Raw genomic sequence first — 17067 nt, 5'->3', positions numbered from 1 at the left:
AATCTGGGAGTCTTGCAAGGATCAAGGTTGTTTGCCGGCAGCCTGCTGCCTGAGGAGCATTTCGCGCTGGGCTTCGAGCTCGAGCTTCTTCTTTTTCAACCGGCCAAGCTCTTCCATCTGATTCTGGCCGAGAGGCGGATGCCCCTTTTCGCGTTGCTTCATCTCCTTGGCGAGTTCGTCATGCCGCTTCTGAGTTTTGGCGACCTCGGCCATCTGCCCGAGGCGTCTGGCGTCTTCAAGCTGCTTCGCCAGATCGGCCAGCTTTTTGTCATTCATATCGTCGTCGATCCCTGCCAGGCGTATCGCTTCCTTCATTTTTTGGGTCAGCTGCTGGTCCAGCTGGCTGATCTCTTGACCAAGCTGCTTTTCGCTCAGAGAAAAGTGCATGGCCTCCATCCATTCTGCGCAGCGCTGAGGCCAGGCGTTGATGGGCTGCTTGTTGTCGCGCATGCCGAAGCCATGACCGCCTTTGGTGAAGAGATGGAGCTCGCAGGGGATGCCGAGTTTTTTGTATTCGAGATAGAGCACGGTGGCGGCGGTGGGATTTTGACCGTCGTCGTGAGCGCACGCCAGGAACATGGGCGGAGCGTCCTGGGGCACGGTGAAGCCGTCTTTGAGCTTGGTGGGATCTTTGTAGTCCACAAAACCGCCGCCGTAGATCATGATGCCAAAGTTGGGAAGCTCGGTCTTGGTGGCGCGGTCGCAGGCGATGTGAGCGAGGAGATTGCCGCCAGCGCTGAATCCGAGCAGGCCGACGCGAGAGGGGTCCAGATTCCATTCTTTCGAATGTGAGCGCACGAGTGCGATGGCCTGGGCGGCATCGGCCACCGGCTTTTCATGTGGCGCAGCCTCGTCGCGAGTAGGCGTCCGGTATTTGAGCAGGATGCCGGTGACACCGAGGGTGTTGAGCCACTCGCAGACCTGGGAGCCTTCATGGATGGCAGAGAGGAAGACGTAGCCGCCGCCGGGCGCGACGATAACGCTGGTGCCGTTGGGTTTTTCCGGACGATAGACGGTGATGGTGGGCTCGTGAATGTCGGTGATGGTGCTTTTCCCAGCCTTGGTGCGGATGAAGTCCTCCGTGGCTTTGGAGTGCGGGAGCATCTGGCCGGGCGGGCCATCGGGCCAGAGCTTGAGTTCCAAAGGCTCGGCCGCGTGAATGCACACAGCAGCGGCCAGGAGAATGGGTGTCAGCAAAGATTTCATGCGCAGATTGGGAGCATGATACCGTTGTCTGCGCCTATGATGAAAGCATTTTCTATCTTGCTCATGGGCTCCGTGATCGCCCATGCAGAGCTACGAGTGGCGACTGACTTTGAGGGTGGAAATGCAGAGGTGGTGGTGCTGGATCAGGCTGCGGGGAGACTGCGCATCATGCCCGAGCTGCGTGAAGGGCGCGGTTGGCCCTGCTGGTGGTTCATGAGGCTGGATGGCACCAAGCCCGGGCAGGCGATCACGCTGGAGGTGCAGGCGCAGACGCGCCCCTTCCGCCCAGGCATGGTTTTGTCAGCTGCGTGGTGCCAGCCGGATCAGGCGGTGTTCAGCCACGACGGCAAGGTCTGGCAGCAGACGGCCAAGGTGGAGCGCACGGCAGAGAAAGTGGCCGTCTACCATGTGCAGACGGAAGGCCCCAGCGTCTGGCTGGCCTGGGGGCCGCCGTTTGTGCCAGCCACTGCTGAAGCGGTGCTGAGCGAGGCAAAGTCAGCGCTGGGAGATGAGGCAGAGCGTTTTGAGCTGGCTAAAACGCGCCTCGGCCGGCCAGTGAACGGCATACGCATCGGCAAAGCAGACGCACCGCGACAGGTGTGGGTGAATGCACGCCAGCATGCCTGGGAAGCTGGCGGTGCCTGGGTGGGGCGTGGTTTTGTGGAATGGCTTGCGAGCGCGGAGGCCAAAGATCTGCGCACACGCTGCTGCGTGCATTTCATTCCCATCATGGATGTGGACAATGTGGCCCTCGGTGCCGGCGGCAAGGAGGCGCTGCCGCAGGATCACAACCGAGACTGGTCGGACACACCGTTTCACCCTGAAGTGGCGGCGGCACAGAAGCGGATCACGGAGATCCAGGCCTCACGCGGTCTGGATGTGTTCATGGATCTGCACAATCCCAGCGCGGGGGACCGGGCGCCGTACTTTTTTGGGCCGTTTGGCTTTGAACGCATGACCGGCCTGCAAAGGGAAAACTACCAGCGGTGGATAGAGCTGGCGGCAGCCCATCTGTCCGGGCCGCTGAAGGTGGAGCCGAAGTACCGCTTTGCCACTTATGTAAAGACGGAGGAGGAACGCGGCCGCATGAGCAGCGGCTGGGCACGTGCGCATGGCGGAGAGGGAACCATCTCCATCACACTGGAGACGGCGTGGAACACGCCGGAGAGCACGATGGAAAACTACATGCTCGTGGGACGCCAGCTGGGGCGTGCGCTGAACGCCTATCTGAAAGAGCCCAGGCATTGAGGCCGATACCTCGCTGCACAGCCACCATGCACCCGCTCGACGCCAACCGCCTGCACCTGACCCGACGCTCCCTGTTTGGGAAGACGGCGCTGGGCATCGGCGGTGCTGCGCTGGGCACGCTGCTGACACGCGAAGGGCTCGCCGTGCAGGCTCCTGATGGCGCGGCCCCTGCGCTGCCGCATTTTGCGCCCAAGGCCAAGCGGGTGATCTATCTGCTGCAGAACGGCGCGCCATCGCATGTGGACCTGTTTGACCACAAGCCGATGCTCAAAAAGATGCATGGCACGCAGATCCCGGACAGCGTGGTGGCGGGCAAGCGCTTCAGCACGATGACCGGGGGACAGACCGCGCGCCCGCTGCTGGGCGAGATCACGCACTTCTCACGCCACGGGCAGAGCGGCGCCACGGTGAGTGATTTCCTGCCGCACACGGGGGCGATGGCGGATGAGCTGTGCTTCATCAAGTCGATGCACACGACGCAGGTGAATCATGCGCCGGCGATCACGTTTTTCATGACGGGCAGCGAACAGGCAGGGAGGCCGGCCATCGGCTCCTGGCTGAGCTACGGCCTGGGCAGCGATGCCGAGGACCTGCCTGCGTTTGTGGTGATGACCTCGCGCGACAAGGAGGCAAGCTGCGGCCAGATCTTCTATGACTTTTACTGGGGCAGCGGATTTCTGCCATCCAAGTACCAGGGCGTGAAATTTCGCGGCAGCGGGGATCCCGTTTTGTACCTGAGCAATCCCGAAGGGATGAGCCAGGCGGTCAAGCGCACCATCCTCGATGGCATTGCGGGACTGAACGAGATGAAGCTCAAAGACTTTGGAGATCCCGAGATCGCCACGCGCATGGCGCAATACGAGATGGCCAGCAAGATGCAGAGCAGTGTGCCGGAGCTGACCGATTTTTCCGACGAGCCCCAGCACATCCTGGACATGTACGGACCGGACGTGAAGCGTCAGGGCAGCTATGCCTACAACTGCCTGATGGCGCGGAGACTGGCGGAGCGAGGCGTGCGCTTTGTGCAGCTGATGCATGCCGGCTGGGACCAGCACCGGAACCTGAACACGCAGCTCAAGATCCAATGCACGGACACGGATGCCCCCAGCGCCGCGCTGGTGAAAGATCTGAAACAGCGCGGCCTGCTGGAGGACACCCTGGTCATCTGGGGCGGGGAATTTGGCCGCACGCCCTTTCTGCAGGGCAAGATCGAGGACACGAAACAGTGGGGGCGCGATCATCACCCCTATGTGTTCACGGCCTGGATGGCGGGAGGCGGTGTGAAGCCCGGCATGACCTACGGGGAGAGTGATGAATTTGGATTTAGCGTGGCGAAGGACGGGGTGCATGTGCACGACCTGCAGGCCACGCTGATGCATCTGCTAGGCATTGATCACGAACGCTTCACCTACCGCTTTCAGGGCCGCCAGTTTCGGCTCACGGACGTGCACGGCTCCGTGGTCAGGCAGATCCTGGCCTGAGCGATGCCCTCACATCCCGGTTGCATCCCCCTGCCGCCGCGTGTTTGGATCGTTGCGATGCTGCTTCTCCGACTCTTCCTTTCCCTTGCGCTTTGCGCCTGCGTCGTGGCCTGCAAACGCGAAGCGGTGAACGCCGCAGCGAAGAAGGATGCGGCGGCCTTTGTGGCCGATGGTGCCGGCGATGGCAGTGTGTGGGTGGTGGACGGCCCCAACGGCGGGCGCCTCTACCTCTGCGGGACGATCCACATCCTGCGTGAGCAGGACTACCCGCTGGCCCCAGCCTATGAAGCGGCGTACATGTACTCGAACAAACTGGTGCTGGAGCTGCCCCCGGGGGCGGCCTCAAGTGCGGAGCTGACAGGCCGGATGTCTCAGCTGGGCCAATACCCTGCCTCCAGCTCCCTGGAGGCCAATGTGAGCAAGGAAACCTGGCAGGCCGTACAAACATGGGCGGCCAAGCGCGGGCTGGACGCTTCCGCGCTGAACCGCTTCAAGCCATGGTTTGTCGCGCTGATGATCCCCTCGATCGAGTATGCCGCACTGGGGGCCAAGGCGGACAAAGGCGTGGACAACTTTTTTGAAGAGCGCGCCAAAAAGGACGGCAAGCCTGCGGAGGGCCTGGAGACGGTGGAGTTTCAAATCCAGCTCTTTGCCTCACTGAGTGAGAAGCAGCAGCGCGAGCTGCTGGAGCAGACGCTGGGTGAGGTGAGCTCGGTCAAAGAGGAGTTTGAGAAGATGATCAAAGCCTGGAAGTACGGCCAGCTGGATGAACTGAAGGAGATGCTTTTCCGGGAGGCGGAGAAGTACCCTGACCTGATGGATCTTTTCCTCTCGGCGCGGAATCTCTCCTGGATGGACCGTCTGGAGCAGATGCTCAAACGCGGCGAGAAGGTGATGGTGCTGGTGGGCACGGGCCACTTCACCTCAGACACAGGCCTGATCGAGCTGTTTCGCAAACGCGGCTACCGCGTGCGCCATTACCGCGATGTGACGGATTTTTAAGCCGTTCTCCTCACACCAGCCTCAGGCGGGTGAGATCCTGCGTGTCCACCATGCCCACCGGCCTGCCAGATTCATCCACCACGACAATGTCGTCGATGCGGTTTTTCTCCAGTGTGGCCAGGACCTCCGCGGCAAGCTTTCCGGCCTCGATGCTGACTGGCCGCGGTGTCATGAACTCGCGCACAGGCTTGTCCGCGATGGCATTGTTCTTCTGAAAAGCGCGGACGAAGTCACCATGAGTGAAGACTCCGGCGAGTGTGCCGTCCGGATTGGCCACGACGGCGGCCCCGCTGCGCGCACGGGTCATGGCCTGGAGCGCCTCACGGACGACGGTATCCGGCTGGATGACCGCAAGCTGATCGCCGCTACGCATGACATCACTGACGCGGGTGAGCAGGGCGCGCCCCAGCGAGCCACCCGGGTGAAGCCTGGCGAAATCTTCGGATTGAAAGCCCCGGGCTTCCAGCAAAGCCATGGCCAGGGCATCGCACAAGACGAGCATGGTGGTGGTGCTGGAGGTGGGGGCCAGATTGAGGGGGCAGGCCTCCTGGGTCACGTGAGTGTCGAGCACGACGTCTGCATTTCTGGCCAGCGTGGACTGCAAGCCTCCGGTAATGGCGATGATCGGGATGCCAAAGCGTTTCAAGTGCGGCAGCAGGTCCAGCAGTTCGGAGGTTTCGCCACTGTAGCTGAGCATGATGGCAAGATCTCCCTGATCAATGACACCGAGGTCCCCATGCAGGGCGTCTCCGACATCCAGCAAGACGGTGGTGGCCCCGGTGCTGTTGAGCGTCGCGGCGAGCTTTCGGCCGATGTTGCCGCTTTTGCCCACGCCACAGACGATCAGCTTGCCCCGGTGGCTTGTGCGGGCAAGCAGGAGCTCGATGGCCCGGGCGAAAGATTCGTCAATCCGGGCATGCAGCCGCTGCAATTCGTCGATTTCAAGCTGGATGACGCGGCGGGCTTTCTCGGGGTAATTCATGTACCGGTACTGTTAGGCGGGGACTGAGAAGCATCAACCAAGTGCTTGAGCAGGCGAGAATTCCCCGCCATGATTGGCCTGTTCCATCTGAATTGTTACTTAATCCATGCCTTCTGGTTCCATAGGTTCGCACCGCGCCTTCCTGGGTGTCAGCATCACGCTATGCGTCATCCTGTCGTTGACGCTTTATGTGGGGTGGACGTTTTATTTTTTCAACACCGCCAGCCGGAACAGCAAGATTGAAAAGGCCCAGATCGCTGAGAAGAAGGCCAAAGAACTGGAAAAGCTGGGAATCTCACTCGCGAAGCCGCATGCAGCAGCCCCAGCGCCAGCCCCGGTGATATTGCCCAAGATCCTGGCCGGCGGTGTGGATGCCGCTCCAGCAGCGGTCGCACCTGCCACAACTCCTGCCCAGCAGCCCAGCCAGCAGGAAGCTGTGAATCCCGCAGAATCGAGCGTGCAGCCGCTGCCTTTGCTCGAAACGAGCGATGAAGTCGTGCAGGCCGTGGCGCTGCTGGACCAATACTGGAAAACTGAATCGTGGAAGGACCGCATCCCACTGGTGGCCAATTCTGAAAGGGTGGCTCGTCTGATGAAGGACTACTACGAGACGCAGAAAGCCTCAGACCCCGTGCCAGGCGACCTGGTCAACAAGGCGCGTTATCAGATCGATGGCACTGAAATCCTCTACTTCAGCTATGCCAGCAACCGCCCAACCGGGACGCTGGAGATAGCCATGCTGCGTGGCCCGCAGGGGAAATTCCTGATCGACTGGGAAAGCTTGACCGGCTACGGCGAAATGTCGTTTCAGGAGTTCCGCAACAAGCGCCCGGCCAGCCCGGTGCTCATGCGCAGCTATGTGAGGCTGTTTGAGTACTACAACTACGAGTTTTCCAACTCCAGCAAGTACCTCTGCATCAAGCTGATCTCCGAGAATGGCGACAATTCCCTCTACGCCTACTGCGAACGCGGCAGCCAGCTGGCCCGATGGATCGAAACTGATCTAGCGGCCACAGGCCCTGCCGGATTCAAGGGCTACACCATGCTGATCTCTTTCCCGCCAAACGCACAGTCAAGCCAGTGTGTGCACCTGGACAAGGTGCTGGCCCAACGCTGGCTCAATCTGCAGAAATAACACACGCGCTCACCTGACGATGAGCGCTGTGACAGAGCGCGGCGTTTTATTCTCCGTCGCGACCGATCGCCTCCACAGGGCAGCCTGTGAGCGCTTCTTCGCAAAGGGCGCGCTCCTCGTCTGATTCTGGCTGCTTGTAGAGGAAGGAATGACCGCCGTCGTCGTCACGCTTGAAGTTTGCCGGAGCCGTTTCGCGGCAGAGGTCGCAGTCAATGCACTGGTCATCAACATAGTAAGCTCCGGGAGCGTTCTGGGCGTATTTGTTTGCTGCGTCGGCCATGGGGGTCTGGGAAAGTAAGGGGGAACAACAGTAGTTCCAGCCCCCTGGGTTTCAAACGGTTTTTTGCCTGCCCCTACCCGCACGGCCACACACATTGACAGAGTCTTTACAATAAAAGCTCGCCTCGACCGTGATGCTCGCCGCATTCTTCACTCCAACCCGCTTACGGCCATGAAATCGCTTGCTCTAGCTCTTCTTATCCCGCTTTCGGCCATAGCCGAAAATGAAATTGGCTTTGTTGAACGTTTTGCCCTCGCTGCCGACCGTGAAAAAGCCCTCGGCGAGCTGGTTCCGGGCTCGGAGGAATACTATTTTTTTCATGCTCTGCACTATCAGAATGTCCGCGACGGCACGAAGCTCAATCAAATCCTCGAGCAGTGGCGCGAACGTGTCCCGGATGAAAATGAGGCACGCCGCATCATCCTCAATCGCCAGGCCATCCTGGACTATGAACGAGATCCGCAGGGCACGCTGAAATACCTGATCGAGCGTCTGGACATCCGCCATGATCACCAGCGGCAGTTGCGTGACCCCAAACCCGACCTGCCCACTGAGCTGGATCAGGCGCGGATCCAGCGTGAGATATTCCTGCGTGACGCCATGCAGCATGACCGCAGTCTGGAGTCCCTGAGCGAGGACGCGCTGACGGCCCTCATTCGCGATCAGGTACCGCTGACAACCGATCAACGCCGTGGTGTTCTGAGCAGGCTCCAGCGCCCGGATGTGCCGAATCTGGTACAGGCCATTATTGCCGATCTGCAGGCGGACAAGGCGCGCAGCTTTGGCTCCCTGCCGATCCATAAGGCGCTGCTGCCCGAGCAGCTGGACGAACTGCTGAAGACCTTCCCGCACTGGCTGGGCCAGCAGGCCTTTGTTTACACCCGACTGCGGAAGATGGCCCCCTCCGCCGATGTGAACCTGGAATACGATGATGCGGAGCGAGAGGCGTGGCTGGAGCGTGTGTGGGCCTTTGCACAAAAGCTGCCGCCTTCCCAAAACACGCTCAAGGCCCGCATCCTGTACCAGCGTCTGGATCATGACCGCAAAAAGGGCGTGTATGACCGCGCACGCTTCAGCGAGTACCTGAAGCTGCCGCGCCAGCTCGACTACATCAACTACACCTACATCAAGGACATCAAGCCGGGAGAGATCTGCAACCTGAACGCGGATCTGGGTGAGGCGCTGCTGGTTTCGCCGCCCGTGAGCACGGACGAGCCGCTCGTGCGCGAGTACTTCCTGCATCTCTTTGCCGCCGAAGTCAAAGCGGAGGCCGACCCCAATGACGTGCTGGCGCAGTGGACGACCTACATCGCGGAAGAGTGGCTGACGCCGGTGCTGGCGGAGGCGCTGATCACCCACGGCATCGGCAGTCCGGAACGCTGGGCGTCTCTGCTGGAGCCAGCGGAATTTCAAAAGCTGAAGGAGCGTGTGGACATTGAGTTTCCAGCCACCAACAAGCCGCAGTTTCTGCCGGGAGATGACATCCAGTTTTACGTGACCGTCAAAAACACGCCCAAGCTGATCGTGAAGATTTTTGAGCTGAACACGCTGAACTTTTTCCAGACCCAGCAGCGCCAGCTGAACACCGACCTGAATCTGGACGGCCTGGTGGCCAACAGCGAGGAGACGCACACCTTTGAGGGCGGCCCCTTTCTGCGAAAGCGACAGACATTCAAGTTTCCGGCGCTCAAGGGCAAACGCGGAGCGTGGATCATCGAGTTCATCGGCGGCAGCCGCAGCAGCCGTGCCCTCATCCGCAGCGGGGAGTACCACCTCCTGCAGCAAACCGGCCCCGCCGGAGACCTGATCCTTGTGCTGGATGAAAAGAACCAGCCGGTCAACGATGCCGTGGCTTGGTTTGAGGGACGCAAGCTGACACGCCATGAAAAGCTGGGCCGCATCGTGATCCCATTCACCAGCCAGCCCGGGGGCAAAAACCTCATTATCGGAGACGCAGCCGGAACCTTTGCCACACTCGCCTCCTTTAATCATCATGCCGAGCAGTATGAGCTGGATGCGCAATTCCACATCGAGCGCGAGCAGCTTCTTTCCCGGCGCGAGGCCACTCTGGCGGTGCGCACCGCCCTGATGCTGGGAGAGGCTCAGCTTTCCCCGGGAATGCTGAGCGAGCCCAAGCTCGCCATCACCAGCACCACGCATGACGGCATTTCCACGACACGTGAGATCAAGGGGCTGAAGATGAGCGCCGACAGCGTCTTCACCCACAGGCTGACGGTGCCTGAACGGCTCGCCTCCCTCAGCGTCACCTTCAGCGCGCAGATCGAGGCGGTGAGTGAAGGCGGCAGCAAGAAAGAACTCACCGCCAGCCATACCTGGACGCTCAATGGCATCGACCAAACAGATGCCGTGAATGACGGGCACCTGAGCACCTTTGACGGCCAGCGGGTGTTTGAACTGCTGGGAAAAAATGGCGAGCCTGCAGCCGATCAGCAGGTGATCTTCACCTTTCGTCATCATGGATTCAGCCGCCCCCAGATCATCCCGCTTAGCACTGATGCAAAAGGCCGTGTGCAGCTGGGCAGGCTCGCGGGCATCGAGTCCGTGGCCGCCAAGATTCCGAACGAGCGAGAAACTGTCTGGCCGCTTACTGAGAGTGAGTGCACGCTGGCAGACGTGATTCATGCGAGAGAGGGCGAGGTGATACGTGTGCCCCTGCGAGACGTGAGCAGCCAGCCTGTTTCACTTCTGCTGCAGAGCGCGGGCACCTTTACCGAGGATCTCTCCAAGCAGCTCAAGGCAGAGAATGGCTTTCTCATCATGGAAGGTCTCAAGCCAGGAGACTACTCGCTGAGAACCGGCAAGCGGCTCATCACCGTCAAAGTGGCGCATGGAGACAGCATCGGCGGCTGGGTGGTGGGCAGGCACCGCCAGCTGGAACTGAAGGGCAACAACGCGCTGCAAATCACCAGCGTGGAAAGCGGCAAAGAATTCATCACCGTCAAGCTGGCCAACAGCAGCCCGTTTGCGCGTGTGCACTTTGCGGCATCGCGCTTTGACCCGGGCAGCGGCATCTTCGGCGGACTGGGCGGTTTCAGGCGTTTTGGAGCAGGGTCGGGCACTCCTGCGCGGAACCCGAACCTTTACTCCACCGAGCGTGAGATCGGAGATGAATACCGCTACATTCTCGAGCGCCGGTACGCGAAGATCTTTCCGGGGAACATGCTCACGCGGCCGGGGCTGCTGCTGAACCCATGGGAGATCAGCAGCACCGACCTCAACGAACTTTCCCAGCAGGCAGGACAGTCTGCGAGCACCACGCGCGGCGGAGCCGCAGGAGCCATCAACAACCCGATGCCCGCCCCTGCCAACAAGCCGCAGGAAGGAAAAGGCCCGCAGGGCGGCACGAACCTCGACTTTCTCGCCACATCCGCTCCGGTCATTTACAACCTGGTGCCGGACAAGGAAGGGGTGGTCCGCATCGAAAGGAAGGCGCTGGGAGACCGTCAGCATGTGCAGGTTTATGCCGAAGATCTGCACCATGCCTCCTGGCGCACGCTCACCCTGCCGGAGGCTCCCACAAAGTTTGCAGACCAGCGGCTGGCTAAAAACCTCGATCCCGCGAAGTCATTCACGGAAGAAAAAGAGATCAGCGTGCTGGAAACCGGCAAGACACTCGTCCTGACAGATGCGCAGACCGGCAAACTGGAGACTTACGACACACTCGGCAGCATTCACACGCTGTTCACCACGCTGAGCCATGACGAGCACCTGGCCGACTTTGCCTGGCTGCTGGACTGGCCCAAACTGAAGGAGGATGAGAAGCGCGAGAAGTACGGCGAATTCGCCTGCCACGAGCTCAACTTCTTTCTCCAGCGCAAGGACAAGACCTTCTTTGACGCGGTGGTGAAGCCCTACCTCGAGAACAAGAAGGACATGACTTTCATGGATGAGTTTCTCCTTGGCCGGGATCTCGCGCATCATCTGGAGCCCTGGGCCTATTCCCGGCTCAACATGGTCGAGCGCATTCTGCTGGCGCAAAAGATTGGAGGCGAAGCCCCCGCCACCGCCAGACATGCGCGCGAGCTGTGGGAAATGATTCCACCGAACCCTGAGCAGCGAGATTTCCTTTTTGAAACCGCCATGCGCGGACGCAGCCTGGAAAACAATGTGGGCCTGGGGGTGGGTTATGATGCAGCAGCCGCACCGGCGCCCGCTGCTCCGGCCGACATGCCTCCTATAGCCGCCATGGCGGCAGATCCTTTCGCGGCTGCCCCACCGGAACAGGCAGCCTCTGGCTACGGTGCTGCGCGGGATCCGGGCGTTGTGCGCCTGTTGCAGAAGATGAACTCGATCATTCTGCCCTCGGTGAGCTTTCAAAATACCTCGATCGAGGAAGCCATAGAGTACCTTCAGACGAAAAGCAGGGAACTCGACCGAAACCCCTCTTCAACGGGAGGAAGAGGGGTTCGTCTTGTGATTGCACCTACAGAGTTCAAGCTGAACGCGAGCATCAGCCTTGATCTCAAAGATGTGCCATTGTCCGAGGCCCTGAGGTATGTGACCGAACTGGCGCAGATGAAGTACAAGGTGGGACCTGATGCCGTTGTCATCGTTCCCCTGAGCGAGAACGCGATTGTAGGACGCTCAATGACAGTGCAGGAGTTGAACGGCATGGCGGGCTTCAAGGATGCAGAGAGACGGAATCTCGCGAAAAATCGCAGTGCCGCCACGGCGCTGCTGGTCACCAGCAGTGCCAATACCTACACAGGTGGAACCACCGTGACCGCCGGCACCATCGCGCTCTTTGACAAAACAACCGCCGATGACGTGCGCAAGGAGGTGCGTGCGCTGTTCCGTGCACTCGGCCCCACCAAGGAGTGGGCGGAGAACAACTACTACAAGCTGCGCATTGCGGACCAGAAAGGCAGCCTCATCAGCATCAACGGCTTCTGGCGTGACTACGCAGCCTGGGTGGCAGCGGGCTCGAAAGGTGGATTCGTCTCTCCGAATGTCGCCGAGGCCAGCAACAGCTTTGCCGAGATGATGCTGGCGCTGGCAGTGCTCGATCTGCCGTTTGAAGCTGTGAAGCACAGCACCAAGGCCGAAAACGGCATCTTTACCTTCACCGCAGGCGGCCCCTGCATCCTGTACCACAAGGAGATCAAAACCGCCGCTGCCGATGGGAACGCCCAGGGGCATCTGCTCGTGTCCCAGAGCTTTTTCCGGCAGGACGACCGCTACCGTCAGGAGGGGAACGAGAAGTTCGAAAAATACGTGACCACCGAATTCCTCACCGGCGTGACGTATGGGGCGAACATCGTTGTCACGAATCCCACCAGCAGTCCTGCGAAGGCCGTGGTACTGCTGCAAATCCCGCAGGGCGCGCTGCCCGTGCAGGGCAGCCAGACCACCAAGTCCACCCAGGTGAGGCTGGAGCCTTACACGACTCAAACCTTCGAGTATCACTTCTATTTCCCGTCCCCCCCTGCTCAACAAGGCATCAAGTATGCCCACTTCCCTGTCACGGTGACCACCCAGGCCGGTGCGGCGGCCGCGAAGCCGTTTGAGTTCCATGTGGTGTCCAAGCTGACCGAGGTGGACAAGACATCGTGGGATTATGTCTCGCAAGATGGAAGCGAGACTGATGTCTTCAGCTTCCTTGAACAGAACAACCTTGAAAGACTGGACCTGGAGCGTGTGGCCTGGCGCTGCCGTGCAAGCGCGGGCTTCTACCAGAAGCTCATCGCCTTCATGCGGGCGCATCATCTCAGGAGCGACACGATCTTTACGTACGCACTGCTCCACAATGACGAGGCCACGTTGCGGGAATGGCTGAAACAGCACTTTGGCGATGCATGCGGCCCGTATTTTTCCAGCAAGCTGCTCACGCTGGACCCCGTAGAGCGCCACAGCTATGAGCATCTGGAATATCTGCCGCTGGTCAACCAGCGGGCCCATCGTGTGGGCAATGAATGGAGGATTGCCAACACGGCACTGCTGACGCAGTACCACAAGCTGCTCGACATCCTGGCGCACAAACCCCAGCCTGCTGCCGCAGACGAACTGAGCGTGGTTTATTACCTCTTTTTGCAGGACCGTGTGGACGAGGCCCTGGTACGTCTGAAAGCCATCGATGCCAGCAAGCTGCCAACACGTCTCCAGCATGACTATCTCAAGTGCTACGCCGCCTTTTATGAAGGCGAACTGCCCACGGCACGCGGCCTGGCGGCCAGGCATGCAGACCATCCGGTGCCGCGCTGGAGGCAGCTTTTTTCGCAGGTGGCATCGCAGCTGGATGAAATCGAAGGCAAGGAAGCAAAGCCTGCAACTGATGGCAAACCTGACCGTGAAAAGCAGCAGTCCGCTCTTGCCAGCACGGAGCCGGGATTTGACCTGAAGATCGAGAACAAGACCATCTCCCTGACCTGGAAAAACCTCAGCGAAGTGACGCTGAACTACTACCTGATGGACCCGGAGTTCAGCTTCAGCAGCAATCCCTTTGTGAGCCAGGATGCCGGGCGCTTCAGCATCATCAAACCCAACCGGACAGCCACGCAGAAACTCCCCCCGAACGCGAGCACGCTCGAACTGGCTCTGCCGGGAGAATTCAACAAATCCAATGTGCTCGTGGAGGTGCTGGGAGCCGGACTGCGCAAGACGCAGGCCTATCACGCCAGCACGCTGAAGCTCGCGCTGACGGAAAACTACGGCCGCCTGGAAGCACGGGACGCCACGACGGACAAGCCGCTGCCGAAGACCTATGTCAAAGTGTATGCGCGGCTGGCCAATGGCACGGTGCGCTTCTTTAAAGACGGCTACACCGACCTGCGCGGCCGCTTTGACTATGCCAGCCTGAACGGACCTGACGGCGCTGCCAATCCGCTTTTGCCTCCCGTGTATGAGGCTCCGCCAGCGAACGGTCTCGACTACCAGATGCTCAAGCCCGCCGAACTGCCAGCGGTGGAAAAGCTGGCCATCCTCATCCTGAGCGACACCCACGGCGCCGCGGTGAAGGAAGTGCAGCCTCCGGGACAATGATTTGTCTTTGAGAGAACCGGCACCGTCAGCACGTGATCAGATCACCCTTCTGCATGAAATCCATCCTCGCCGCCCTGCTTGCCTGCTCCCTCACTCTTTCCGCGCGTGACAAGACGCTCGACATCTACTGGATCGACTCCGAAGGCGGCGGTTCGACGCTGCTGGTGACACCGGCCGGGGAGTCAGTACTCATCGACACGGGCAATCCAGGCGGGCGTGATCCGCAGCGCATTCAGAAGGTGGCAAAGGAGCAGGCAGGGCTGACACGGATTGATCACGTCATCATCACGCACTTTCACGCGGATCACTTTGGCGGGCTGGCCGAACTGACGGAGCTGATGCCCGTGGGCACGCTCTACGACAAAGGCATCCCCGAAGGCAGCCCGGATGGCAAGGCGCAGGACATGCGCTGGACGCTGACCAGCCGCCCGTATCGGGATGCCAAGGTGGAGAAGCGTGTCACACTGGCGGCGGGCGCCGTGGTGCCGCTGAAACAAACCGAGGGCAGCCCCAAGCTGACCCTGCGCTGCCTGGGTGCAAATCAGCAGTTCGCCGCCCCCTCCCCGGGCCAACCGGAGAATCCGCTGAAGGGCTCGGTACCGCCCAAGTCGGTGGACACGACGGATAATGCGAACAGCGTGGTGATGCTGCTGCAATTTGGTGATTTCAGGTTTTTCGACGGAGGCGACCTATCCTGGAATGTGGAGGAGAAGCTGGTGTCCCCTTTCAACCTCGTGGGCACCGTGGATCTGTATCAGGTGAATCATCATGGACTGGATGTGAGCAACAACCCCATGCTGATCCACAGCCTGCAGCCGACGGTTTCCGTGATGAACAACGGCCCGCGCAAGGGGACGAGCAAGTCTGCGATGGATGCGCTCAAAACCACACCGACCATTCAGGCGATGTATCAGGTGCATGAAAACATGCGCGATGACCATGAGAACACCGCGGACAAGAGCATGATCGCGAATCATGGTGATCTGGCCGAGGGCTGCGCGGCGCATCACATCCACTGCACGGTGAGTGCGGATGCGAAGAGCTACACGGTGATAGTACCTTCGCAGAAGCACAGCCGCAGCTTCCAGACTCGCTCAAAGTAGCGGCGCGCTACTTCTTGCCCGCCAGCTGTGAGCGAATGACCGGGGCGAGCCATTTGGCGGTTTCGTCGGCGATAACGTTGTAGCCGGCGAGATTGGGGTGGCGGTCGCCCGCCCAGCCGGGGATGTGGCCGAAGATGCCATCGAGGCGATTGTCGAGAACGACGACGGAGGGATCTGTACCGGGCTGGATGTAGGGGGTGGCGAAGGGACGGAGGTTTTCGGGGATTTTCGACAGAGGAAAACGGCGATAATTGAGGCCGTCAGGATTCTTTTTCAATTCGGCAAGGTAGCGTGGCGCGATGTCGAAGAGCGTGAGTTTTTCATCCTTGGCGATCTGCTTGACGAGCGCATTGATGTCCTCGTGCAGATTGTTAAGTGCGTAGGGAATGACCGTCATGGGAATGAGCATCGCCTTGGGATGGTCTTTGCGCAGACGTTCGAGCAACTCATGAAAGTCTTTCGCAAACTGGGTGTTGAAGTCTTTGACCTTCGCCTGGTCGTTGAGTCCGTAGCGGATAAAGATGTAGTCGGCCTGGGGCTTGGTTTTCACCGCCTTGTCATAGCGGGTGTCGAGGAGGCGGCGGATGAACTCGCCGCTGACGCCTTCATTGTAGACATCGCAGGGAGGCAGATCGGGCTCGGCGGCCAGTTTGATGCGCAGGGTGTCCTCGATCTGCGGCTCATCTGGGGCGAGTTTCTTTGGAATGCTCGCCTCGGTGGTGCTGTCGCCAAGAAGGATGATCTGAAGGCGCTTTTTGCCTGCCGTGGCAGCGCTGAAGGCGAAGGGCTGGCCACCAATGAACTGGTCTGAGGTAATGGTGGGGCAGATGCGCTTTTCCACATGGGAGACGAAGAGCTCGGTGCCGCGTGCATGGCTGACGAAGGGCCAGCGCGAGGGATTGTACATGGTGTCTGTCAGGTCGCGCATGAGGACGACGTGCTTGCCGTTTTTGGCCATCTGGCGCAGACCGAAGGGGCGGCCGGAGACGCACATGTTGAGGTGCACGCCCATGAGGATGACGTTGTCGATGTGCTTCGATTCGAGGAGATTCCAGATCTCCACGCCGCTGTCGCTGATGGCGTCCTTTTCCTGGTCGATGCGCAGGACGGCGATCTGACGGGTCCAGGGTGCTTTGGGATTGAGGCCTTTGGCCGCGAGCTCCTTGGCCCACGCGGCGTGCTCGGTGAGATCATCGTCCTCGCCGCCGTCGGTTTGGTCGAGGGGATAGACGGCCATCTCTTCGGACGGGATTTGCTTGCACCACTCGGCGATCTTGTCCGGCAGGCGAGCAGCGGCAGGTGCGGACTTCGCACGCTCACGTGCAGGGGTGCCTTCATAGGGCTTCATGCAGCTGCTCGGCGCATGGATGATGAGCACGCCATCCTTGCGGGCCTTTTCGAGAACTTCATTCATCCGTGGCGCCATCTCGACTTCACGAGTGACGGCGTTCTTGCAGTGATGCAGGTCCCACATGTCGCAGACGATGATAGCGGTGCGTGAGGGCAGCCACTGCTCTTTGACCAGAGCCGCCTTGCCAGCAGGGGCGCGGGACTGAAGCGTAAGGGAGAGCGGTGTCTCGGCAGCAAGGCACGAAACAGCGAAGGCGAGGAGGAGTGTGAGCGTCTTCATG

The 17067-nt window shown here is 60.3% G+C and carries 10 protein-coding genes; 6 read left to right on the top strand and 4 right to left on the bottom strand.

The features are described from left to right. Positions 1–21: 21 nt before the first annotated feature. Positions 22–1206, bottom strand: a complete 1185-nt coding sequence (locus ACFQDI_RS00525; protein WP_377162286.1) for an alpha/beta hydrolase — start codon at positions 1204–1206, stop codon at positions 22–24. A gap of 36 nt (positions 1207–1242) precedes the next feature. On the opposite strand from ACFQDI_RS00525, the gene ACFQDI_RS00520 reads away from it, so the two are divergent. Genes ACFQDI_RS00520 through ACFQDI_RS00510 form a run of 3 tightly spaced genes read left to right on the top strand, consistent with a single transcriptional unit; the run spans position 1243 to position 4937 of the window. Next, complete coding sequence (locus tag ACFQDI_RS00520; protein ID WP_377162284.1) at positions 1243–2454, top strand: M14-type cytosolic carboxypeptidase; 1212 nt, start codon at positions 1243–1245, stop codon at positions 2452–2454. Between the two features lie 26 nt (positions 2455–2480). After that, entirely contained in the window at positions 2481–3935 is a 1455-nt protein-coding gene (locus ACFQDI_RS00515) for a DUF1501 domain-containing protein (protein WP_377162282.1), read from the top strand. Positions 3936–3992: 57 nt separating this feature from the next. Further along, entirely contained in the window at positions 3993–4937 is a 945-nt protein-coding gene (locus ACFQDI_RS00510; protein WP_377162280.1) for a TraB/GumN family protein, read from the top strand. 10 nt (positions 4938–4947) lie between these two features. Here ACFQDI_RS00510 and ACFQDI_RS00505 read toward each other — a convergent pair whose 3' ends face one another. Continuing rightward, complete coding sequence (locus ACFQDI_RS00505) at positions 4948–5919, bottom strand: KpsF/GutQ family sugar-phosphate isomerase (RefSeq protein WP_377162278.1); 972 nt, start codon at positions 5917–5919, stop codon at positions 4948–4950. A 106-nt stretch (positions 5920–6025) separates the two neighbouring features. Here ACFQDI_RS00505 and ACFQDI_RS00500 point away from each other — a divergent pair, with 106 nt between their 5' ends. Further along, entirely contained in the window at positions 6026–7054 is a 1029-nt protein-coding gene (locus ACFQDI_RS00500) for a hypothetical protein (RefSeq protein ID WP_377162276.1), read from the top strand. Positions 7055–7100: 46 nt separating this feature from the next. On the opposite strand, the gene ACFQDI_RS00495 is transcribed toward ACFQDI_RS00500, so the two are convergent. Then, a complete protein-coding gene (locus ACFQDI_RS00495) occupies positions 7101–7334 on the bottom strand; it encodes a ferredoxin (RefSeq protein ID WP_377162274.1) in 234 nt (77 codons plus the stop codon). Positions 7335–7505: 171 nt separating this feature from the next. Here ACFQDI_RS00495 and ACFQDI_RS00490 point away from each other — a divergent pair, with 171 nt between their 5' ends. Both ACFQDI_RS00490 and ACFQDI_RS00485 read left to right on the top strand, forming a co-directional pair. Next, positions 7506–14333 carry a hypothetical protein gene (locus ACFQDI_RS00490; protein WP_377162272.1) on the top strand — a complete coding sequence of 2276 codons (6828 nt, stop codon included), beginning with the start codon at positions 7506–7508 and terminating at the stop codon, positions 14331–14333. Positions 14334–14386: 53 nt separating this feature from the next. Then, complete coding sequence (locus ACFQDI_RS00485; RefSeq protein WP_377162270.1) at positions 14387–15436, top strand: ComEC/Rec2 family competence protein; 1050 nt, start codon at positions 14387–14389, stop codon at positions 15434–15436. 7 nt (positions 15437–15443) lie between these two features. On the opposite strand, the gene ACFQDI_RS00480 is transcribed toward ACFQDI_RS00485, so the two are convergent. Further along, entirely contained in the window at positions 15444–17066 is a 1623-nt protein-coding gene (locus tag ACFQDI_RS00480) for an SGNH/GDSL hydrolase family protein (protein WP_377162268.1), read from the bottom strand. Position 17067: the final 1 nt, after the last annotated feature.

It is taken from the genome of Prosthecobacter fluviatilis, from assembly GCF_042655725.1.
Classification (GTDB): domain Bacteria; phylum Verrucomicrobiota; class Verrucomicrobiia; order Verrucomicrobiales; family Verrucomicrobiaceae; genus Prosthecobacter; species Prosthecobacter fluviatilis.
This window is presented reverse-complemented; position numbering and strand designations above follow the sequence as displayed.

Coding starts and splice junctions, on each gene's coding strand:
- ACFQDI_RS00510 (WP_377162280.1), top strand. CDS start 3,993: ATGCTGCTTCTCCGACTCTTCCTTTCCCTTGCGCTTTGCGCCTGCGTC.
- ACFQDI_RS00495 (WP_377162274.1), bottom strand. CDS start 7,334: ATGGCCGACGCAGCAAACAAATACGCCCAGAACGCTCCCGGAGCTTAC.
- ACFQDI_RS00505 (WP_377162278.1), bottom strand. CDS start 5,919: ATGAATTACCCCGAGAAAGCCCGCCGCGTCATCCAGCTTGAAATCGAC.
- ACFQDI_RS00520 (WP_377162284.1), top strand. CDS start 1,243: ATGATGAAAGCATTTTCTATCTTGCTCATGGGCTCCGTGATCGCCCAT.
- ACFQDI_RS00485 (WP_377162270.1), top strand. CDS start 14,387: ATGAAATCCATCCTCGCCGCCCTGCTTGCCTGCTCCCTCACTCTTTCC.
- ACFQDI_RS00515 (WP_377162282.1), top strand. CDS start 2,481: ATGCACCCGCTCGACGCCAACCGCCTGCACCTGACCCGACGCTCCCTG.
- ACFQDI_RS00500 (WP_377162276.1), top strand. CDS start 6,026: ATGCCTTCTGGTTCCATAGGTTCGCACCGCGCCTTCCTGGGTGTCAGC.
- ACFQDI_RS00490 (WP_377162272.1), top strand. CDS start 7,506: ATGAAATCGCTTGCTCTAGCTCTTCTTATCCCGCTTTCGGCCATAGCC.
- ACFQDI_RS00525 (WP_377162286.1), bottom strand. CDS start 1,206: ATGAAATCTTTGCTGACACCCATTCTCCTGGCCGCTGCTGTGTGCATT.
- ACFQDI_RS00480 (WP_377162268.1), bottom strand. CDS start 17,066: ATGAAGACGCTCACACTCCTCCTCGCCTTCGCTGTTTCGTGCCTTGCT.